This is a genomic window from Paractinoplanes brasiliensis, assembly GCF_004362215.1.
Taxonomy (GTDB): domain Bacteria; phylum Actinomycetota; class Actinomycetes; order Mycobacteriales; family Micromonosporaceae; genus Actinoplanes; species Actinoplanes brasiliensis.
This window is the reverse complement of sequence record NZ_SNWR01000001.1, coordinates 1,266,869-1,288,879: the sequence shown is the minus strand read 5'-3', so window position 1 is coordinate 1,288,879 and position 22,011 is coordinate 1,266,869. Positions and strand designations below refer to the sequence as shown.

The window sequence follows — 22,011 nt, the reverse complement described above, 5'->3', positions numbered from 1 at the left end:
GAGCGGCCGCCCATCGATGCCGGGATGTTCGCTCGGCCGGTCGGTTGTGCGTTCGCGTGCCGTGTGGGGGTGTGGCTGATGCGGGTTGTACCCATGGGCCGGCGTCATGTCGGTGACACCTTCCGGGCCAGGCGGCGGGCGAGCGGGGCAACAAGGGCCAGCCCGATCCCGTACGCGGGGGAGCCTGCTCTGGCGGTCAAAGCGCCCTGCAACGTGGGCAGGTCGGTGATGCCCGCCCCGACTGCGGCGCGTACCCGGCCCGGGGTGGGTTCGGCAGCCGCCCGGATTTGCGCGCCGCCGTATCCGGTGGCGTACCAGGCTGCGAGCAGCCCCGCCGGGCCGGGCTTCCGCCCGGCGGTGGCGGCCGCCAGCGCCACCGTCCCCGCGAGCGTGGTGAGGGGCAGCGCCGGTGTCGCGCCCTCGACCTCACGACGGGACAGCGCCGTGACCGTGTAGGTGTGGGCCGCCACGGTCAGCGCGGCCGGGGCGGCGTCCCGCATCCGCCCGCCGCTCGCACCGAGCAGCACGTCGAGCCCTCGGCAGGCCGCCATGAACGCGGGCCCGGCGGCGGTGTTCTTGGCCCACAGGTCATAGGCCCAGACCGCCCCGGCCAGCGGCGCCGCGACCGCCGCCGCCCTCCGGCCCCCGCTCAGCGCCGCGATCCCGATTCCGGCCACCGTCAGCCCTGCCGCGGTGAGCAACGCGTGCTTCGGCCGCACCCGCCCCGACGGGATCGGCCGTCGGGGTCGTTCGCGGGCGTCGACGTCCCGGTCGGCCCAGTCGTTGGCCGCCATCCCGCCCCAGTAGAGACAAACAGACGCGGCCGCGAGCACCGGGGTGGCGGGCCGCACTCCACCGGCCGCCGCCGCCCCCGCGATGGTGTCCCCGGGAACGGAGAGCGCCGCCGGGGCCCGCACGAGCTCGGCCAGATCCCGCCACCGTGGCCACCCGCCTCTGGAGTTTCTGCCTCCCCGGCCACCGCCCGCGGAGGCGTCGCTGGACGGTACGCCACCCCGGGAAACGCTCGGTTGCGGGACGTGATTGAGGGGGGAGTCGTTGGCGGATGCCGGGCGGGTCGTCTCAGACATCCGACAGGCTCCGGACGAAGGCAGCCAGCCGTCCCCACTGTTCGGCCAGGCCGTGGGGCACGTCGCCGAGCGGGTCCTTGAAGAAGAACGCCAGCTCGGTCAGCGGCCCGGAACGCCCGGCGGCGTGGGCGGCCGCGGTCAGCCGGGCCAGGTCGAGCACCAGCGGCGCGGCCAGAGCCGAGTCGCAGCCGTGCCACGAGAACTCCATGCGCATCTGCGTGCCGAGGAAGCCGCTGAACGTGATCAGGTCCCACGCGGTCTTGAAGTCGCCGATGTCGTCGACGTATTCGATGTGGCTGCTGCCCTGCGGCTGGTAGCCCAGCGTCTCGGCCAGCACCCGCTGTTTGCTGCCCGACTTGGCGGCCCGGGCGGCCGGGTCGGCCAGGTTCGCCCCGTCGCCGCCGCCGAGCAGGTTCGTGCCGGCCCACGTGCGCACACGCAGGTGCCGCATGGCGAACATGGGCGCCAGCACCGACTTCACCAGCGTCTCACCGGTCTTGCCGTCGTGCCCCGCGTACGGCAGCCCCGCCGCGGCCGCGAGCTCCACCAGCGCGGGCAGCCGCGCCCCGGTCGACGGCGTGAAGTCCACATAGGCGCACCCGGCGCTGAACGCCGCGTACGCGTAGACCGAACTCGGCGGCAGCACCGGCGACGCCGCCATCTCGCGCCGCAACACATCAAGGCGATCGAACGACGGGTGGAAAGCGACAGCCGGCTCGGTCGACGACACGTTGACCACCACGACCCGTTCCAGTCCGCGCCGCCGCCGGAAGTCGTCGATGTCCTGGGCCACCAGCCGGGCCAGTTCGAGCTGGTTCCCGGCCACCGGCACCGGCCGCAGCTCGGACTGCAGCCTGTCGAGCTGGTCGGCCACGGCCGCCGCCGGACGTGCGGGCAGCACTCCGGCGGCGACCAGGTTCTCGACCTTCTTCTCCAGGGTGATGTCGCTGATGTCGTGGCCGCCGAAGACCAGCTCGCCCAGCCCGGGAAGGGCCGGCGACGCCAGCTCCGGCAGCTCGGTGACGCACCCCAGGGGCTCGGCGAGCCCGGCGCGTAGTGCGGTGGCCCCGACCATGGCGGTCACCGCGACAGATCCTCGTGCTCCGATCAACCACACGCCGGTCGTCATCCGAAAACCCCTTACTTCAGTTGCCGTAGACCTCGAAGTTGTAAAGCGAGTAACCCCAGGGCGTCGCGCGTTGCGTGCCGTGGACGCGGACGTATCGCGCGGACGCGTTCAGGCCGGTGTGGTCGTCCTCGCCGCCGTTGGCCCCGGTGACCGTCCGGGCGGTGGTCCACGTCGTGCCGTTCGCCGACGTCTGGATCTGGTACGCCGAGGCGTAGGCGGCCTCCCACTGCAGGCGTACGCGATTCACGGTGACCACCGCGCCCAGGTCGACCTGGATCCACTGCGGGTCGCTGAACGCGCTCGACCAGCGGGTGCTGGTGGAGGCGTCGACGGCGTTGGAGGCCGGGTAGGACGCGTTCTCGACGCTGGAGGCGGTGGCCGTCTTGTTCAGGGCCAGGTTCGTCACGGGCGGCTGCCCGGTCAGCTCCTTGATCCGGATGTTGCGGAACGCGGCCTGGTCGGCGGCGCCGTGGTTCTGGATGCCGATGTAGCCGTCCAGGTTGCGGGCCGGGTCGGTGTTGGTGAAGTCGTTGATCAGCTTGCCGTTGAGGTAGACGCGGATGCGCTGCCCCTCGACCAGCAGCTCGTACGCGTTCCACTCGCCGGCCGGGTTGAGCGCGGCGTCACGGGCGGCCAGGTCGGCGGACTGGAACGTGTAGATCGCGCCGGTGGTGCGGTCGGCCGCGTCGGTGGCGTCGATCTGCACCTCGTAGCCCTGGTTGACGGCCACCCACGGGTCGTTGCCGGGGTTGGGGAAGCCGACGAAGATGCCCGAGTTGCTGTCGCCGGTGAGCCGCCAGTCGGCCTTGAGCGAGTACGACGTGAACTGCTTGGCCGAGTACCAGAACAGCCCCATGCCGCCGGTCGAGCTGAGCGTGGCGTCGCTGTTGGTGAAGCTGCCCGGCCCGGACTGCGACCAGCCGGTGGTGCTGCCGTTGTAGAGCTTGGTGTACCCGGTCTCGGGGCGGCAGTCGGCCTTGGCCCGGTTCGACGCGTAACGCAGGCCGCCCAGCAGGTGGGTGCGGAAGTTCGTTTCGGAGTACGAGGCCTGCGTGTGCCCGAATCCCGTGTACCACGAGCGCCCGTTGTCGACCGTCTTGCACCAGGCGATCGGGTGGTCGGCGCCCATGTTGCCGCCCGAGTACGTCGACTCGTCCAGCGTGGCCAGCACGTGGGCGGAAGCGCGCGGGTTGCTCTGGTAGTTGTAGAGCTCGTCCGTACGGGTCCACGCCTGCGGCAGGTGGGCGCTGCTCGGGTGCCCGCGGTCCTCGACCCGCGCGGTGACCTGCTGGATCGCCGGGTGCGAGTGGAAGTACGCCCCGACCAGCTGCCCGTAGAAGGGCCAGCCGTACTCGGTGTCGGCCGCGGCGTGCACCCCGACGTATCCGCCGCCGCCGCGCACGTACGACTCGAAGGCGGTCTGCTGGGTGTCGTTGAGGACGTCGCCGGTGGTGTTGAGGAAGACGACCGCCTCGTACTGGGCCAGGTTGCCGGTGGTGAAGGCGCCCGCGTCCTCGGTGGCGGTGACGGTGAAGTTGTTGGCCGCCCCGAGGTCGCGGATCGTCTGGATGCCGACGGGGATGGCGTCGTGCCGGAAGCCGGCGGTTTTCGAGAAGACCAGGACGTCGTACGGGGTGTCGGCCGCCGAGGCGGGGGACGTCGCCGTGAACGTGCAAGCGGCCAGGGCGATCGCAGTCGCCGCGCCGGCCAGGAGTTTGCGCATGGAGCCTCCTTGTTTCGGGGGAGGTGGGCGCCCGCTTGGGGGGACGGGCGCCCACGCTCGATGAGGAAGGATCAGCTGCCGTACACCTCGAAGTTGTAGAGCGAATAGCCCCAGACGGTGGCCCGGGTGGTGCCGTTGACGCGGACGTACCGGGCTTGAGCGCTCAGCCCGGTGTTGTCGTCCTCGCCGCCGTTGCCCCCGGTCACCGAGCGCACGGTGGTCCAGGCAGTCCCGTTCGTGGACGTCTGGATCTGGTACGCCGAGGCGTAGGCGGCCTCCCACTGCAGGCGTACGCGACTCACCGTCCGCGTCGAGCCGAGGTCGACCTGGATCCACTGCGGGTCGCTGTGCGCGCTCGACCAGCGGGTGGTGGTGGAGGCGTCCACCGCGTTCGAGGCCGGGAACGTGGCGTTCTCGACGCTGGAGGCGGTGGCCGTCTTGTTGAGCGAGAGCAGGCTCTGCGCTGTTCCGGTGGTGAACGAGAAGCTGTCCACGTCGAACAGCGCGCTCCCGGTCCCGCCGGCGAAGGTCAGGTAGAGCGAGGTCGTGCCCGCCGGCGCCCCGGCGATCGCCCCGGTGACGTTGACGAACGTGTCCCATGAGCCGGTCGACGCCACCGCGGCCGAGCCGATGACCGTTCCGGTCGGTGACCCCGTACGGACCTGGAGCGTGCCCCCGATGCCGGCCGAGGAGACCCGGGCCGTGAACGAGGTGGCGTTGCTGAGCCTGTACGGGTCGAACTGGATCCAGTCGCCGTTGTGGATGTCACCGACCGTCTGCCCGCCCTCGGCCGACGTCTTGGACATCTTGTTCACGCCCTGCGACGTCTTGTAGTGCTCGGCCTGCCGCTTGCGGGGCGCCAGGATGCTCTGGGCGTGCGTGGTCAGCCCGCCCTTGTCGGTGTAGGACGCGTCGAAGATCGGGAAGATGTTCGCGGCGTCGTCGTGCTCCCCGTCGGTGGGGACGGTGATGGTGCCCGAGCAGCCCGTCTGCGAGGTGATCTGGTGGGCGTGCTGGTCGTGGCCGAGCACGTAGGCCATCGTCACCTTCGTGCAGTCGATCGCCCCGTCCTCCGGGTCGGTGACGGTGACGCTCCACGGGATGCTGTCGCCGAACGACACCAGTTGCCCCGCGGCCGGGCTGCCGATGGTGACCGTCGGCGCGGTGTTGCCCACGCTGATGCTCACGCTCGACGTGCCGGTGGCGCCCTGCGGATCCCGTACGGTCAAGGTCGCCGTGTAGGTGCCGGTGGCGGCGTACGTCTTGGCCGGGTTGGCCGCCGTCGACGTGGTGCCGTCGCCGAACGCCCACGAGTAGGTGAGCGTCCCGCCCTCGGGGTCGCTGCTGCCCGCCGACGAGAACGTGACGGTCAGCGGGGCGGCGCCGGAGGTCGGGTTCGCGCTCGCCACCGCAGTCGGCGCCCGGTTGCCGCCGGCCACGTAGTCGTAGCGGTAGAGCGCCGAGTTGGCGTCGCCGTTGAAGTAGCCGGTGCCGTAGTCGAGGACGTAGAGCGCGCCGTCGGGGCCGAACGCCATGTCCATGACCTGCTTGCCGTTCCAACCGAAGGTGTCGATCGCCCCGTACGTGCCGTTGGCGTTGACCACCGTCGGCTTGATCCAGCCCCGGCCGAACTCGCCGGCGAAGAACTGCCCGTCGAAGGTCTGCGGGAACTTCGTGGCCGACGGGTTGCTCGCGCTGTAGCGGTAGACGGGACCGCCCATCGGCGACTCGGAGCCCCCGCCGAACTCGGGCGGCGAACCCGCGTCGCCGGCGTACCGGATCCAGGCGGGTTTGGCGGCGGGCAGTGTGGACTGGCCGGTGTTGCGGAACGAGTTGTTCGCCGGCCCGCCCGAGCAGTTGTACTTGGCGCCGCTCGCGCCGGTCGCGAAGTCCCATTCGTTGTACGTCTCGGCGGTCGTGTTGGTGCCGGTGCAGTACGGCCAGCCGTAGTTGCCGGGCGCGGTGACCCGGTTGAACTCGACCTGCCCGGACGGCCCGCGGGTGGACGACGAGACGCCGGCGTCGGGACCGTAGTCGCCGGCGTAGACGACGCCGGTGGCCTTGTCGACGCTGATCCGGAACGGGTTGCGGAATCCCATCGCGTAGATCTCGGGCCGGGTGCCGGCGGTGCCCGGCGCGAACAGGTTGCCCGCCGGGATCGCGTACGTGCCGTCGGCGTTGGGTTTGATCCTCAGGATCTTGCCGCGCAGGTCGTTGGTGTTGGCGGCACTGCGCTGCGCGTCGAAGACCGGGTTGCGGTTCGTGCGCTCGTCGATCGGGGAGTACCCCGCCGAGTCGAACGGGTTGGAGTCGTCGCCGGTGGAGATGTAGAGGTTGCCGGCGGCGTCCCAGTCCATGTCGCCGCCGACGTGGCAGCACATGCCCCGGTCGGTCGGCACGTCGAGCACGTTCACCTGGCTGCCCATGTTGACAGTGAAGTCGGCGTTGAGGGTGAACCGGGACAGCCGGTTGACCCCGGCCCAGGTGGCCCAGGTCGCGGCGGTGCCGGTGGCCGGGGCGTCACCGGCCGGGGTGTTCAGCGGCGGCGCGTAGAAGAGGTAGATGTGCCGGTTCGTGGCGAAGCCGGGATCGACCGCCACGCCCTGCAGGCCCTCCTCGTCGTGGGTGTAGACGGGGATCGTCGCGATCACGGCCGTGGCGCCGGCCGCGTCCGTACGCCGCAGTGTGCCGTTACGCGCGGTGTGCAGCACCGACCGGTCGGGCAGCACCGCGAGGCTCATCGGCTCGCCGGTCTCGGCGACGCCCTTGGCGAGGGTGACCTGCTGGAAGTCGGCGGGGTCGATGACCGCGGAGGCCGGGGCGGCCGCGATCGTGAGGACTGTGGACAGCAGGAGCGCGGCCGTACCCATCGTTACTAATCGATGTGTGCGAGTGTGCTTGTTCACGTGTTCCCTTCCTGACCGGGGGTTGCCAGGGGGGTGTCGCCGGCATCGGTGGGGAGCCGATACGCGCCGGAAACAATCCTGTAGTGGGGATCACGTTAGGAACTTCGCGTCGTTCCTGTCCAGACTTTCGGATCGACCAGCATAACTTTTGCAGCATCAGTCGAAAGCAGCGCCGAGGGCTTCCTCAAAGCTTCATGGCTTGGTTCAAGCCGCGGAAGCCGGTGTGGACAGTGGCAACCGCACGGTGAAGGTCGTGCCGACGTGTTGCCGGCTCTCGACGTCGATGCGGCCGCCGTGGTCGGCGACGATGCGCTGGGCGATCGTCAGGCCCAGGCCGGTGCCGCCGGTGGCGCGCTGCCGGGCCGGGTCGGCCCGCCAGAACCGGTCGAACACGTGCGGCAGGTCGCCCGGCGCGATGCCGACCCCGGTGTCCTGCACGGTGAGCACCGCCTCGCCGTTCTCGGCCCGGACGCGCACGAGGACCTGGCCCTCCCGGTCGGTGTACCGGATCGCGTTGGTCAGCAGGTTGCCCAGCACCTGCCGGATCCTGTCCTGGTCGGCGGAGACCCAGGCCGGGGCCGAGGCGTCCACGGTCAGCGCCACCTGCGCCTCGGCCGCCACCGCCCGGTGCGCGGTCACGCTCAGCGAGGCCAGCTCGGCCAGGTCGATCGGCGTCCGCGTGTACCCCAGGTCACCCGCCTCGGCCAGGGCCAGCACCTGCAGGTCGTCCAGGATGCGGCTCTGCAGCATGGTCTCCTCGTGCAGCGAGACGAACAGCTCCCGGCTCGGCTCGATCACGCCGTCCGACAGGCCCTCGAGATAGCCGCGCAAATTCGACAACGGCGTACGCATCTCGTGCGCGACATCCGCGACCAGCCGGCGCTGCCGCTCCTCGCTCTGCTGCACCGCCTCCGCCATCGAGTTGAACGAGCTGCCCAGCCGGGCCAGCTCGCCCGCGCCCTTGATCCGCACCCGGGCGTCGAGCTGCCCGGCCGCCAGCATCTGCGAGGCCCCGGTGAGCCGCCGCACCGGGCTGCTCACCTGCCGCGCGATCAGGAACGTGCCGACCAGCGCGACCAGGACCAGCCCGGCCGCCCCGGCCAGCCCGCGCCGCCCGAAGTCCGATATGCCGACCTGACCCTGCCCGCCCAGGTACAGCTCGAGCGGCACGGCCGAGCTGGTCACCACGGTGTCGTGAAAGGCCTGGCCCAGGCAGAACGATCTCTCCTTGCTGTTCGCCGCCGGATTGGCGAACCCCTGGCGACGGTTGTCCGCGCACTGGGCGTAGACGTCCCAGAAGCTCAGGTGCCAGGCCTCGTCGGTCAGCACCCGGGTCAGCGCGCGGCGGGTGCACTCGGGCGACATCCTCAGCTGCGCCGCCGACACGTACGGGGCCTTGTCCGAGGCCAGGGCGGGCTCCGTACGCATCGTCTCGTTCAGGCAGCGGACCAGCACGAGACCCGTGCGGAACTGGGCCGCCTGCCGCAGCACCAGCATCGGCGTACCGCCGAAAATGCGGTCGGTGGGAGCGGCGCCGAAGATTTCCCGGGGAGCCGGGCCGGCCTTGCGATAGAACTCGACGGGCACCACGTCGTCCCCGGCCGTCGGCACCGTCAGCGGCGGGAGAGCGTCGATGTCGTACGCGATGGGCTGCACCGGCCCGGACGCCCGCCCGGCCTCGATGTCCGAGTCGACCAGCACCACGCCCTCGTCGCGGGTCTGCACCCGGATGTGCAGCCCGGTGCGCTCGCTCAGCGCGATGACCAGGCGATTCAACCCCGGCCAGTTGCCGTGCACGCGCCCGTACCGCTGGATCTCCTCGACGATCTCGGCGCGGTACAGGTTCTGCGCCTCGACCGCCTGCGACACCTCCCGCCGGGTGAGCTGCAGGGTCAGGACCGCGGTCGCGCCGATGGCCGTCACCGCGACCAGCATCACCAGCGCGAAGATGCGGATCCGGAAACTCAAGACTCGGCCATCCGGTAGCCCCGGCCGTAGACGGTCTGCACGTAACGGGGCTCGGCCGGATCCACCTCGATCTTGCGGCGCAGGTTCACGATGTGCGCGTCGACCGTACGGGCCGACACGTCGTGCTCGAAGCCGAACGTCTTGTCGATGATCTGGCCGCGGGTGAAGACGCGGCCCGGCTCGCGCGCCAGCAACTCCAGGATGCCGAACTCCTTGGCGGTCAGGGCGACCGCCTCCCCGCGTACGCGAACCTCGAACCGGCCCGCGTCCACCTCGACCTCACCCACCCGGATCACCGACGACGGGCCTTCGGCCTTTCCCGTACGCCGCAGCAGCGCGCGCACCCGTGCGGTCAGCTCGCGCGGGCTCACCGGCTTGGGCAGGTAGTCGTCGGCGCCGATGTCCAGCCCCAGCAGCATGTCGTTCTCCGACGAGCGGGCCGTGACCATCAGGATCGCCACGTTCGACTCGGCCCGCAGGATCCGGCACACGTCCAGGCCGTCGACCAGCGGCATCATCACGTCCAGCACGATCAGGTCGGGCTTGCGGGAACGGGCCAGGTCCAGCGCCGACCGGCCGTCACCCACAGTGATGACCTGATGCCCCTCGCGCTCCAGGTAGAGGCGGATGAGCTGGGCATGCTTCGGGTCGTCGTCGGCCACGAGGATACGTGCGGTCACGCCCGCGATTCTGGCCTCCGTTCGCAAGCCCCGCCAAGAAATGTGCGATTCCTGTGAAGTTCCGGCCCGAAATCGATGCCTCAACAAGTTCTTCACAGCCCGGCCCGCACTCTCCTCCCGTCACCCGTCGTCGAGAGGAACGCCATGTGTGGACTGAACGTCTTCGTGAGCAGCCGGCCCGCCGCCGGGGCGCCGGACCCGGCATCCCAGGCCGCCTTCTCCGCCGCGCTCGAGACCATGCACCACCGCGGCCCCGACGACACCCGCGCGGAGTTCACCGACGGCGCCGCGTTCGGCTTCAAACGGCTCGCCATCATCGACCGCACCGACGCCGCGCAGCCCGTGCACTACAAGGACCGCTGGACCGTGGTGTTCAACGGCGAGATCTACAACTACCGGGAACTGCGGGCCGAGCTGATCCGCGACCACGGCGCCACCTTCGCCACCGAGGGCGACAGCGAGGTGCTGGCGGCGGCCTTCCACTTCTGGGGCCCGGCGGCCCTGCCCCGGCTGCGCGGCATGTTCGCCTTCGCCGCGTACGACCACTGGACGGGCACCCTGCACGCCGCCCGTGACCCGTTCGGCATCAAGCCGCTGTACCTGCTCGAAACCGTGGACGGGCTGTTCCTGGCCAGCGAGCGCAAGGCCCTGCTGCCGTTCAGCGGCGACCCGGCCGCGCAGCTCGACACCGACGCGCTGGCCCACTACTTCACGTTCCAGTTCGTGCCCGACCCGCAGACCCTGCACCGTCAGATCCGCCGCCTCCCGCCGGGGCACCGCCTGACCTGGTCGGCCGGGGGTGGCCTGCGCCTGGACCGCTACTTCCGGCCCTCGCTGCGGCCGCTGACGGCTCCGGCCTCGGACTTCCTGGACGGCATCCGCGACGCCCTGCGCGACAGCGTCCGCGCCCACCTGCACGCCGAGGTGCCGGTCGGCGCGTTCCTGTCCAGCGGCGTCGACTCGTCGGCCATCGTCGCGCTGGCCCGGGAGCACAAACCCGACCTGCACGTCTTCACGGCCGGGTTCGCCCACGACGGCTACTCCGAGATCGAGATCGCCCAGGACACGGCGCGGCAGCTCGGCGTGCGGATCACCCCGACCGTGGTCACCGAGGACGACGTCATCCGCGAACTGCCCCGCATCGTCCACCTGCTCGACGACCCGGTCGCCGACCCCTCGCTGATCCCGCTCTACTTCCTGGCCCAGACCGCGTCGCGCTACGTCACCGTCGTGCTCTCCGGCGAAGGCTCCGACGAGCTGTTCGGCGGCTACACCATCTATCGCGAGCCCGCCTCGCTGGCCGGCATCCAGCGGCTTCCCGCCGGCATGCAACGCGGCCTGCGCGGCCTGGCCCACGCCATCCCCGAGGGCGTACGCGGCCGCAGCTTCCTCGAACGCGGCACCACCCCCATCGAGGAGCGCTACTACGGCAACGCCCGCATCTTCAACCCCGACGAGAAGGCCGCCCTGCTGCGCTTCACCGCCGAACCCCACACCGCGATCACCTCCCATCTGTACGCCGAGACCAGCGACGTCGACGCGGTGGCGTCCATGCAGTACGTGGACCTGCACACCTGGCTACCCGGCGACATCCTGGCCAAGGCCGACCGCATGTCGATGGCGCACTCGCTGGAACTGCGCGTGCCCTTCCTCGACCAGGCCGTCTACGCCGCCGCGGCGGGCCTGCCGACCGAGCTCAAACTGCCCTCCGGCAACCGGAACACCACCAAGCACGCGCTGCGCGAGGCCATGCGCGGCATCGTCCCCGAGTCCGTGCGCGAACGCCGCAAACTCGGCTTCCCCACCCCGACCCGGCTGTGGCTCAAGGGCGGCATCGGCGACTGGGTGGGCGGCCTGATCGCCGGCTCCGGCCCCCGCCACCTGATCGACGTGGACTACGCGCTGCGCCTGCTGACCGAACACCGGGCCGGGCAGGCCGACCACTCCCGCAAGGTGTGGGCCGTCGCCATGTTCTGCCTGTGGTGGGCCATCTTCGTCGACCACACGATCAGCCCCGAGCCGCTCTTCATCGCCCCACCCGTCCCCGCTCCTCTCCCGAACGACCAATGGGCGACAGTTATGACTGGCCAGTAGTTTCCGTGGCTAGCATCGGTCGGGCCTGATCCCGACCGAAGGGGTGCTTGAGCCATGGCGATCCCCGCCGCATCACCGCTCGCTGACGTGCAGCAGATCCAGGGCAACATCCTGCGCCCGTTCGGTGGCACCCACCAGGCCTTCGTGGCGCTGTCGTTCCGCAACGACCGCCCCGGCGCCCGCCGCTGGCTGACCGGGGCGGCGGGCCGCGTCGCCGGCACCCTCGACGTGCCGCCCCGCGGCGAGCACCGGCTGCCCGAAGGCCGGAGCCTGCTCAACGTGGGCCTCACCGCGCCCGGCCTGGTCCTGCTGCACCCCGAGACGGCGAGCCACCTGACCGGCTACGACGCTTTCTGGAACGGCCCGCTGGGCCTGCGTCGCGACGACAACGGACGGCTCACCACGACGCCCGCCCTGCTCGGCGACGTCGGGCCGAGTGACCCGCGGAAATGGGTGGTCGGCGGGACCGGTCCGTCGGTCGACGCGCTGCTGACGATCGCGGCGGGCGACGCCGAGACCATCGAGCAGGCGCTGCGCCGCGAGCTGGCCGCCGCGGCCGCCGCCGGCCTCGAGGCGCTGCACGTCGAACGCTGCCAGGTCCGGCGCGAGGACGGCAAACGCTTCGAGCGCTTCGGCTTCGCCGACGGCATCTCCCAGCCGGTCGTCCGCGGCTTCGAGGACGACGAGAACCGCCCGGGCGCCCCGGTGATCGCGGCCGGCGAGTTCGTGCTCGGCTGCGACGGCGAACGCCGGCCGCCCGCGTGGAAGGCCCGCCCGGTTGCCGCGCGCTGGATGCACGGCGGCTCCTTCCAGGTCTTCCGCCGCCTCAACCAGGACGCCCAGGGCTGGTGGGAGCACGTGGAGGAGCTGCGCGAGCCCGGCGAGCCGGCCGAGGACGCGGCGGCCCGGCTGATGGGCCGCCGCCTCGACGGCACGCCGCTGGCCAAACCCGGGGGCGGCAACGACTTCTCCTACGCCGACGACCCGGAGGGCGAGCGGACGCCTCGGTACGCCCACATCCGCAAGGTCAACCCGCGCGAGGACGTCGTCTTCCGCGACCGGGCCCGCAAGATGCTGCGCCGGGGAGTGCCGTTCGGACCGCCCTTCGACCGCGAGAACCCCGACCGCGCGGACCGCGGCATCGTCTTCAACTCGTACCTGACCGCCATCGAGGACCAGTTCGAGTTCATCCAGCGGCGGTGGGCCAACAACCCGGGCTTCCCGGCCAGCTCCCTGGCCGAGTACGGGCGGGCCGCAGCCGAGCCGCCGGGCGTCGACGGCCTCGACCCGGTGCTCGGCGACAGCCCCGGCGCCGCGGCTCAGCGCCTGCCCGCCGCGGTCGTCGACAAGATCCCGAAAGCCGCATACGGCGGGTTCGTCACGACGACCGGCGCGGTCTACGCCTTCGCCCCGTCCCTGCCGGCCCTGCGCCGCCTGGCCGGGGAGGAAAGTCTGGTCTAGCTAGGAGGCAACGGCCTGGCGGGGGATACGGTCGATGCGGGTCAGCAGGGTCTCGAGATCGGGTCCGCTGTCGGCGCGGATCCACCGCGGCAGGGCCGGCAGCGGCCGTCCGGGCGGCAGACGAACACCCGTGAGCCGCTGGTAGGCGCGCCGATGCTCCAGAGTGGGAGCCCGCTCGTAGAGCGTTCGGTAAATTTCGGCTGCGGTCTGCCGAGCCTCGTCGTCACCAGGATCGGCCCGCCAAGCGGCATCGAGCAGTGCCGCGACCTCGGGCGGCGCGGTCCATCGCTCGGCGGCTTGGCGCAGGGCTGCGGCGGCGGCGCTCAGAGTGAGATCACCGCGGTCGACCTGCAGCCGTACGGCCAGGATGAACGCGTTCACCTGGGTGAATCGCTCGCCGTGCTCCTCGGCGAGCCGCAGGGCCTCGGAGTTGAGCCGTTCGGCCACCGCGCTCCGGCCCGCATTGAGGTGGAGCCGGGCCAGCCGGTGCAACGAGTCGCAGAGATAGTGGGGCGCGTCGAGTTCCCGTGCCAGCGGAATGACGCGTTCCAGCAGCCGTCGTGCCTCTTCGGGGCGCCCCTCCGCCGCGGCGATCGCTGCGAGCCCGCTGACCTGGTCGACGACGGGAATCCAGTCCCGAAGCTCGACGGCCACACGGAGGGCGTACATCGCGCAGGCCCGGGCCCGGAAGAAGTCACCCTCGTCCCGGTAGATCTCGCTCATGTTGCCCACGGTGAGACCCCCGGTGGGCCGGGCGCCGATGTCGCGGGCGACGTCGAGGGCCCGCTGATACGAGGCGATGGCCTGCATGTGGTCGGCGTTGCGCCGGAATGCCACGCCCAGGTTGTTGGCTCCGTGCAACATCCAGTGCCGGTCACCGGCCTGCTCCGCCGTGTGGAAAGCACGAGTCAGGTATTCGAGCGCCTCGTCGACCCGTCCTGTCTGGAGGTGGCAGGCGCCGAGATGGTTGAGGGCCGCGCACATCGCCGGCGGATCCCCGGCCTTGGTCGCCATGGCGAGGTGACGTTGCGCCATGGCGATCGCCTGACCGTATTCGCCCTGACGGTGCAGGACGAATGTCAGCCGGTCCAGGGTGCGTGACAGGCCGGTGGCGTCGCCGAGGCTTTCGAAGGCGGCCAGAGCCCGCCCCAGCAAGGCGACCGCTTCCGCGTGCGAGCCGGTATACGTCAGCAGGTCGCCGAGCTGACGCTGGCCGGCGGCCACGATGTCGCGACGCCCGGTGGCTTCGGCGGCCCGCAACGCCAGCCGGTAGTGACGCTCGGCCTCCGTCCACCGCCCGGTGAGGTGGTGCACGGTGCCGATCTCGACGTGCAGTGCCGCCTGTTCGGCCTCGGGCAGAAGCGGAAGGAGCCGTCCGTAGTAGAGGGTAGCCGCCTCGTTGGCGAAGATCGCCTTGGCGCGGTCGCCCGCGGCTCGGAACCAGATTCGCTGCTTGTCCGTACGGTCCGTCCGGCCGTAGTGATGTGCCAGCAGGTCGACGTATTGCATGAGGCGGTCCGCGAACTTCTCCTCGATGAACAGACCGGCCCGCTCGTGCAGGAAGGCCCGGGTGTCGTACGCGATGCTTTGGTACGCGGTCTCCTGGGTGATCGGGTGCTTGAACTCGTACTCCGGCTCCGGCAGCGCGGCGATCTGCGGCGTCAGCTCGAGAGCGTGCAGCCGGAGGAGATGCCCGGCGACTTCGGACGGGGAGCCTGCGGCCGGGTAGACCGAGGCGATCCACGGCGACTGGAACCGGCGGCCGAGCACACTGGCCACCTTGATGGCCGACTTCTCGTCGTCGTTGAGCTGGTCGATGCGGGCCATCACCAGCCGCTGAAGGCTGCCGGGCAAGTGCAGTGCCCCTAGTCCGGCCGGATCGGACGGATCAATCGCATTGCCGTGCAGATAGGCGACGAGCTCCTCGATGTAGAACGCGTTCCCTCCGGCCTGCTCGGCGATCTGCCTGATCAGCTCCTCGGCGATGCCCACGTCCGGCCCGTACCGGTCGCGCAGCCGGCGCGTAGCCAGTCGCTGGACGTCGGCGTCGGTCATCTGGTCCAACCGGACGGTGGTCATGTGCTCCGCCTCGGGCAGCGATCCGGGGACGGTCTCGCGCGAGGTGGCCACCAGCAGCACGGGAATCTCGTCCAGCCGACCGGCGAGCAGGCCGAGCAGGTTCAACGAGGCCGGATCGATCCAGTGGCAGTCCTCAAGCAGGAGCACGAGCGGTCCGCGCATGGCGCGTTCCCGCATGCAGGCCAGGAGGGTGGAACGCAGCAGCACGTCACGGCCGGTCTGGTCGAGCTGAAGGGTCAGGTCGTTGTCCGGCATCGGCAGGTCGATCACGGCAGCCACGAGCGGCGCACGCTGGCCGGTGCCGTCGTAGCGAGCGACCCGCTGGGTCAGCGCCGTCCGCTGCTCGTCCAGGCTCAGGCCGGGGTCGATCTCTAGCAGCTCGCGCCAGATGGAGTGCCACACCAAGTAGCTGGAACTCGTCTGATGGGAGCGACAGCTGCCGCTGTAGGCGGTGAACCCGACGGTTTCGGCGACTTGGCACATCTCGCCGGCCAGACGGGTCTTCCCGATGCCGGCCTCGCCGTGCAGCCAGACGACCTGCCCGCGGCCGGCCCCCACCTCGTCCACCAGCGCACGCAGTCTGGCCATCTCGATCGCACGGCCGACGAGCGGGCCGGATGCGGGAACCGGCAAAGGGCTGGTCGGCTCGGTTTCTCGCAGTTCGCCAACGAACCAGGCCGGGACGGGCGCCTTCTTGCCCTTGGCGAGGACGTCGATCGGCCCGTCGGTCACCACAAGGTCGCGGACGCGGTCGAAGGTGGAACGATCGACGAGCAGGCGTCCGGGCGGGGCCGCCTGCATGAGGCGTGCGGCGAGGATCACCGAGTCCCCGACGACGGCATACTCCCGGCGCACGTCCGACCCGACCTCGCCGCAAAAGACGGGCCCGGTCGTGACGCCGCCCCGGCCGTTGCCGCCCAGCAGCGCCAGCAACTCGAGGCAGCACCGCAGCGCGCGTTCCTCGTCATCCTCATGGCTTACCGGTGTGCCGAAGACAGCGACCACGACAGTTCCCTTGTCGTCGGCCATCAGGTGGCGTAGGTGGCCACCGAACCGGTCGATGACCTTGACCGCAGCCGCCAGATAGCGCTGCATCGCGTCAACCGTCGCTGGGTCGTCGATCGACAGGTCGGGCAGCTGAACGAACGCCGTGGTCACCTTGCGGTGCTCATTGACCAGTTCGTGCCGCCCGAAGCGCAGCCTCGTGCGGATGGCCGGATGCAAGAACGGCTCGATCAGCCGCTCCAGCTCGGCCGTGGGCGGCGCCGGCGGAGCGTACGGCGGCGGAGGCATCGCCATGGTGCCGCCGATCGCGCGCAGCGCTTCGTCGACCACGATGCCGCCCCGCTCGGCCCGATGGAGGGCGTCGATCGCGCCGGCGAGGGCCGGACCGGCGATGAGATGCTGCAGCCGGGTGTCCGGGTCGCCCAGGAGCATCAGAAGCACCGGTCCGGAGGCCATCCCGACACGGATCGTCAACGTGCGTGCACCGTCGGGTGTGGGCACCGGCCGGACCTCGGCGGTAGCCTCCCGGATGCGCTCGGCGCACCTGATCGCCCGGCGGGCCACGGCGGCGGCGGTTTCCGGCGTGTAATCGAACATGCCGACGAGGGCGTCACCGGCGAAGTCGACCACGCTGCCCCCGGACTCGGCGATGGCGTCTGCGGTGACGGCGAACCAGCTGTTGATGATGCGGGTCAGCTGCTCGGTGCCGTAGCTTCCGGAGCCCGCGAAGCTCTCGGCCAACGCCGTGAAACCGACCACGTCGGCGTAGAGGACGACGGCCTCAGCCCGCTGGGTTACTGGCGGGTTGCTGACACTCTCGGCCGTCAGCAGCAGTCGCACCGTATGTTCGGGCAGGTACGATCGCCAGGTCGCGGCCAGCTCATTCACGATCTGTGATGACGGTGTCCTCGGTGACTCCTGCGTCACGCCCTGTGCGGCCACCCTTCGATCCTACTGACGGGATCAATCATATTCTCAGCGTGCCTGTCGCCAAGGGGGGGCAAACCATGTCTGTGATCAGCAGCGACGGTGTCTTCGAGTTGACCGGCGCATGTGTCCACTCGCTGCGGTTCTCGTTCGGGGCTCCGATCGGCTACCCGCAAGGCGTTCCGGTGACGGAGGAGGCCGGTGGTCCGCCTGCCTTCTTCCGCCGGATCCAGGTCGTCTCGCCCCCTCCGACCAGGGCGGGCAAATCCTGGTACTCCGGAATGACCCTGTTCGATGAGCCGTTCCGGCCGGATGTGCCTACGGGTGGCGACCAGTTGGAGGCGGTCGAGCACGACGAGGGCAACCCGTCGCTCGACACCCCCGATCCGGCCTCGGTCGTGCTCGACGAATGGATCCGGATGGACCGGCTTGACGAGCCGCGGCCGGTGGAGGCCCTGGGGGAGAACCACGGGAAGTATCTCCTGTCGATCGATTACTGGAACCCCGGCGCGGACGGCGTGAAGCGATTCGTTCGTTACTACGGTGAGTATCGAAAGGACTGGACCCGAGTGCCGGAGGGGCGCTGGGTAGCGCTCACCTTCGACGCTTTCTACCCGCCAGAGCGCGACAGCGCCGACATCCTGATCCCCCTCGGCAGTTGCGACTCGCTCTGCCCTGCCTGACCGCCTTCGGCGCCGCTTCTTCGGGCCGGCCGACTCGACCGCCCGGTCGGCGCCGAGCTGACCGGCTCGATGAGTTCCGCAGCCAGGACGGGCCGGCTCTCGGGTGACTCGCCGTCCGTCCCCGGCTGCTCAATCGCCGCAGCCTCACCGACGAATCCCGCTCGACCTCAGGGAAGCCCTGTTCGCGGCTCGGGTCTGAGGCGGAGCGGCGAACCGGTCGGAGCTTACGACTTCCGGTCTTCACATTTCCGCAACGCGTAATTACAGTCATCGATGTATGGGAGCGCTCCCAAAGACTGTAGGAGGCGGCTGTGCGGCTTCGGAACTATGCGGTGGCGGGGGCTGCGGCGCTGGTCGCAGCCGGTATGGCGGTGGCGGCGGCCCCGCCCGCGTCGGCGGCCGCGGCCTGCACCGTGGAGTGGACGACCAACCAGTGGTCGAACGGGTTCACGGCCGAAGTGCAGGTCACCAACGGCGGCTCGGCGGTCACGTCGTGGACTCTGGGGTGGACGTTCGCGGGGAATCAGCGGGTCACCAACGCCTGGAACGCCACCGTCACCCAGACCGGCAGCGCCGTGACGGCGGCCAGCGTGGGGTGGAACGGGTCCCTCGCCACGGGGGCGTCGGCGCGGTTCGGCTTCCAGGGAACCTTCTCGGGGACGAACGCCAAACCCACCGAGTTCGCCTTCAACGGGGTGTCCTGCAGCGGATCAACCCCGACCCCGACGCCGACAACTCCTGTCCCGACCACGGCCGCGCCGACCACTCCGCCGCCGACCACGCCGCCCGCGACCACCCCGCCGCCCACGCCGGGGCAGGGGTGTGTGCCGACGGGCATCTGTGACGGCTTCGAGAACCAGACCGGCACGACCCCGGGCGGCAACTGGACGATCTCCACCCCGGACTGTTCGGGCGCCGGAACAGCGGTGATCGACCGTACGGTCGCGCACACCGGAACCACCTCGCTGCGCATCAACGGGGCCGCGGGCTACTGCAACCACGTCTTCGCCGGCAACACACAGATCCTCGGCACGGCCGGCCCGGTCTGGTACGTCCGCTACTGGGTGCGGCACACCACCGCGCTGCCGACGTCGCACATCACCACGGTGGCCATGCGTGACTCGGCGGACGGCAACCGGGACCTGCGCTTCGGCGGGCAGAACGGCGCCCTGCAGTTCAACCGGGCCTCCGACGACGCGACCCTGCCCGAGCAGAGCCCGGCCGGCGTGGCCCAGTCGGCGCCGCTGCCCACGAACACGTGGAACTGCGTCGAGTTCAAAATCGACGGCAGCAACGGCACCATCGAGACCTGGCTCAACGACACCTCGGTGCCCGGCCTGCTCAACGACGGCGTCCCCACCCACGACGTCGACGGCCAGTGGCTCAACCGCACGTGGCGCCCGGCCCTGACCGACCTGCGCCTGGGCTGGGAGAGCTACGGCGAGGGCGCCGACACCCTCTGGTACGACGACGTCGCCGTAAGCTCCCAGCGCAACGGCTGCTGACTACGAAACCGGGCAGAGCTCGTCGCAGTCACCCAGGGGGATGAGGATGTCGGCGCTGTCGCGATCCTTCGGGTAGAAGTCGTCGAAGCTGACGGCGACCCAGTCGTCCAACGGCGCCTTGGTCCATTCGACCCGATGGGTGGCGTAGTAGTCGACGGTCTGGGTCACTGTTGTGCCGGCCGCGGCGGCGGGGTTCCAGTAGGGGATGGAGAGCAGGTACTGACCCTCGTCATCGCCTGGCATGGTGATGGTGGCCTGCTCGCGACGGATGTCGAACGTCCAGTCGAGGACGACGGTGTCGGGGGTCGGCTGGTCGAGATTCGTAGCGCCCGCTGGGTGCTCGACCTCGGCGAGCCGGTCGCAAGAGCCGTCCGGATCGAACGGTTGCCCGTCGAGGGTGAGGCCCGTCTGCCACGGTGCGCCCTTACGGGTCGGTGGCGGTGAAGCCGCCTGCATACGGCGGAAAAGTGTCGGCGCCGGATTGTCCTCGGCCATCTTGGCCGGTGCGTACGCGTAGCCGACTGGTGCGGCGAAGGAGAATCGCAGGGAATGTCGGCAAGCTCCGTGCAGCTCGAATGCTGCGTCACTGCTCCATACAGTCACAGGTCGCTCCTTTCTAGGATCAGCTGGGGCAGAGTTCGTCGCAAGCGCCGAGGGGGATGAGGATGTCAGCGCTGTCGCGTTCCTTGGGGTAGAAGCCGTCGAAACTGACAGCGACCCAGGCGTCTGCAGGCTGTTCAGCCCACTCGACGCGGTGGGTAACGTAGTAGTCGACGGTTTTCTCCGTGGCGGGGCCCCAGTAGGGGATCGAGAGAAGGCGCTGGCCTTCGCCGTCGCCCGGAATGGAGATGGTGTGCTGGTCGCCGGGGATGTCGAAGGTCCAGTCGAGGACGAAGGTGTCGGGTGCCGGTTGGTCGAGGTTGGTGGCGCCCGCGGGGTGTTCGACATCGGCGAGCCGGTCGAGTGCGCCGACCGGGTAGAAGGGTTCACCGTCAAGGGTGAGCCCCGTCTGCCATGGTGCGCCGTTGCGGGCGGGTGGCGGTGAGGCGGCTTGCATGCGGCGGAACAGTGCCGGCGGCGGCTTCTCGTCGGCCACTGTTGCCGGCGCGTACGGATAGTCCAACGGCGCGGCGAACGAAAAACGCAGGGAATGGACGCACGCTCTCCGTATAGTGCGAAAGCGGCGTTACTGGTTGGTTGGCTCAAAGTGTCCACCCTTTAGGGGTCGAGGGACTGGTTCGCTGCCAGCAGTCGCAAAGCCGCGCGGGAAGGAACGAACGCGTAGACCGAGCCGGTGGTTGTGACAAAGCCGCCGAATGCCAGTGGTGGCACGCCCTTGACGCTTTCGCCGTGGCGACGGTGGGCGGCTTCGGCGCTGTAGCCGATCACCGGGTCCATGCCGTCGACGCGCCCCTCCGCGGCGCCGGGCTCGAGGTCGAACTTGGCGATCGTGCTCGAGGGGAACTCGGGATCGTTCGCCCAGCAGCGTTGCAGGAACTCGAACTGGTCCTCGATGCTGGCCATGTAAGCGTTGAACAGCATGCCCCGCTCGGCGGTGTCGGGCACGCGGCGGTCCATCGGAGGCCCGTACGGAATGCCTCGCCGCAGCAGCTTGTGACTGCGCTCGCGGAACATCTCATCACGGCGGGGGTTCATCTTGCGGATGTGGGCGTAGAGCGGGGTCCGTTCCCCGTCGGGGTCGTCGGCGTAGGTGAAGTCGTTGTCGCCGGAACCCGGTGTGGCCAGCGGTGTGCCGTCGAGGCGGCGGCCCACTGCCCGCGCGGCGATCTCCTCGGGCGAGGTGGTCTCGTCGCTGAGCTTCTCCATCTTGTCCCACCACCCGGCCACGTCCTGCCGCAGCCGGCGGAACACCTGGAACGAGCCGCCGCGCATCCAGGCCGCAGGCGTGGGCCGTTGCCCGAGGGTCTGCGGCCGCCGTTCGCCGACCAGGCCGAGCACAAACTCGCCCGCCGCCACGTCGGGCGTTCCGGCGGCCGCGCCGTCCACTCCCCGCACACCGGGATTCGAGATGCCTTCGACGAACCCGAAGTGCTCGATCGGCTTCTCGTCGGCGTTGCGAACGACGTTACCGACCTGCGCGCGGGGACCATCCGCGCCATGAGCGGCAATCGGCATCACGGAAAGTCCCGCTTCGCCGGCGAGGGCCTGTTCATCCAGTGCGCGGGAAAGAAGTGTTTCCTCGTCGTCGGCGGCCATGGTGAGCATCGCGTCGACCGGGGGCCGCCGGACCCCGCCGACCACCCACCTCGTCGGGTCGCTGTCGCCGATGTCGCCCAGCAGCGCGGGGGTGCTGGTGATTTGCCCCTTGTCGTCGAGCCGGTTACCCAGCGGACCCTTCCAGAACGCCTCGAACGGCACCAGGTCGGATGCGACCTCCGGGTGCAGCATGGTCAGTCCGGTGGCGGTGAGGCTGACGCTCATCAACGACCGGCCTGACGGAATGTGGGTACCGTCGCGGGCCTCGAGGACGTCGGCGGTGCAGTCGACACGATCGGCCGCGCCGGCCAGCCACGCACGCGCTCCGGTCCGGTTGCTGGCGAACGAGAGGAACAGGAACGCTTGGTGACGTCCGTCGAAAGGTTGCAGGATGTTGCCCTGAATCTGCCGCGGGTCGGCGAGCAGAGCTTCAAGGTCGTGCAGGTCTTCAGTCATGAACCCTTCCAGAGGTTTCAGTGGTGATTCGGGCGGTGCGCTCGGAAACGCGCACGCCGAACAGTCCGCCGCGTGACGACGAGTGAGCCT

At 70.2% G+C, this 22,011-nt stretch carries 14 protein-coding genes; 4 read left to right on the top strand and 10 right to left on the bottom strand.

Annotated elements, in window-relative coordinates; all coding sequences use genetic code 11:
- Window positions 1–104 precede the first annotated feature (104 nt).
- From C8E87_RS05385 to C8E87_RS05360, 6 genes are all read right to left on the bottom strand, one after another.
- Complete coding sequence (locus tag C8E87_RS05385; protein WP_369076864.1) at window positions 105–929, bottom strand: SCO3242 family prenyltransferase; 825 nt, start codon at window positions 927–929, stop codon at window positions 105–107.
- Window positions 930–1,080: 151 nt separating this feature from the next.
- Window positions 1,081–2,217 (bottom strand): inositol-3-phosphate synthase, encoded by a 1,137-nt coding sequence (locus C8E87_RS05380; RefSeq protein WP_133872053.1) that lies wholly within the window; start codon window positions 2,215–2,217, stop codon window positions 1,081–1,083.
- A 16-nt stretch (window positions 2,218–2,233) separates the two neighbouring features.
- Entirely contained in the window at window positions 2,234–3,940 is a 1,707-nt protein-coding gene (locus C8E87_RS05375) for a ThuA domain-containing protein (protein WP_133872052.1), read from the bottom strand.
- A 71-nt stretch (window positions 3,941–4,011) separates the two neighbouring features.
- Complete coding sequence (locus C8E87_RS05370) at window positions 4,012–6,810, bottom strand: PQQ-dependent sugar dehydrogenase (protein WP_133872051.1); 2,799 nt, start codon at window positions 6,808–6,810, stop codon at window positions 4,012–4,014.
- Window positions 6,811–7,050: 240 nt separating this feature from the next.
- Window positions 7,051–8,814: a sensor histidine kinase gene (locus C8E87_RS05365; protein WP_133872050.1), complete on the bottom strand. Its 1,764-nt coding sequence runs from the start codon at window positions 8,812–8,814 to the stop codon at window positions 7,051–7,053.
- On the bottom strand, window positions 8,811–9,503 hold the full coding sequence (locus tag C8E87_RS05360) for a response regulator transcription factor (RefSeq protein WP_203720683.1): 693 nt from the start codon (window positions 9,501–9,503) through the stop codon (window positions 8,811–8,813). The genes C8E87_RS05365 and C8E87_RS05360 overlap by 4 nt, the downstream gene beginning before the upstream one ends.
- 135 nt (window positions 9,504–9,638) lie before the next feature.
- On the opposite strand from C8E87_RS05360, the gene asnB reads away from it, so the two are divergent.
- Both asnB and C8E87_RS05350 read left to right on the top strand, forming a co-directional pair.
- Complete coding sequence (gene asnB / locus C8E87_RS05355; protein ID WP_133872048.1) at window positions 9,639–11,588, top strand: asparagine synthase (glutamine-hydrolyzing); 1,950 nt, start codon at window positions 9,639–9,641, stop codon at window positions 11,586–11,588.
- A gap of 54 nt (window positions 11,589–11,642) precedes the next feature.
- Entirely contained in the window at window positions 11,643–13,049 is a 1,407-nt protein-coding gene (locus C8E87_RS05350; RefSeq protein ID WP_133872047.1) for a Dyp-type peroxidase, read from the top strand.
- Here the strand turns inward: C8E87_RS05350 and C8E87_RS05345 are convergent, their stop codons facing one another.
- Window positions 13,050–17,075 carry a tetratricopeptide repeat protein gene (locus C8E87_RS05345; protein WP_133872046.1) on the bottom strand — a complete coding sequence of 1,342 codons (4,026 nt, stop codon included), beginning with the start codon at window positions 17,073–17,075 and terminating at the stop codon, window positions 13,050–13,052.
- Window positions 17,076–17,113: 38 nt separating this feature from the next.
- Between C8E87_RS05345 and C8E87_RS05340 the strand changes: the two genes are divergently transcribed.
- Together C8E87_RS05340 and C8E87_RS05335 are read left to right on the top strand one after the other, a co-directional pair.
- Window positions 17,114–17,743, top strand: coding sequence for a hypothetical protein (locus C8E87_RS05340; protein ID WP_133872045.1), 630 nt, complete (start codon window positions 17,114–17,116; stop codon window positions 17,741–17,743).
- 311 nt (window positions 17,744–18,054) lie between these two features.
- On the top strand, window positions 18,055–19,248 hold the full coding sequence (locus C8E87_RS05335; protein WP_239080257.1) for a cellulose-binding domain-containing protein: 1,194 nt from the start codon (window positions 18,055–18,057) through the stop codon (window positions 19,246–19,248).
- Here the strand turns inward: C8E87_RS05335 and C8E87_RS05330 are convergent, their stop codons facing one another.
- The 3 genes from C8E87_RS05330 to C8E87_RS05320 all read right to left on the bottom strand — a co-directional run bounded on the left by C8E87_RS05330 (window position 19,249) and on the right by C8E87_RS05320 (window position 21,921).
- Window positions 19,249–19,704 (bottom strand): hypothetical protein, encoded by a 456-nt coding sequence (locus C8E87_RS05330; RefSeq protein ID WP_133872044.1) that lies wholly within the window; start codon window positions 19,702–19,704, stop codon window positions 19,249–19,251.
- Between the two features lie 166 nt (window positions 19,705–19,870).
- The gene (locus C8E87_RS05325) at window positions 19,871–20,371 is read right to left on the bottom strand and encodes a hypothetical protein (protein WP_133872043.1); all 501 of its coding nucleotides are present in this window, start codon (window positions 20,369–20,371) and stop codon (window positions 19,871–19,873) included.
- 95 nt (window positions 20,372–20,466) lie between these two features.
- Complete coding sequence (locus C8E87_RS05320) at window positions 20,467–21,921, bottom strand: Dyp-type peroxidase (RefSeq protein ID WP_133872042.1); 1,455 nt, start codon at window positions 21,919–21,921, stop codon at window positions 20,467–20,469.
- Between the last annotated feature and the right edge of the window lie 90 nt (window positions 21,922–22,011).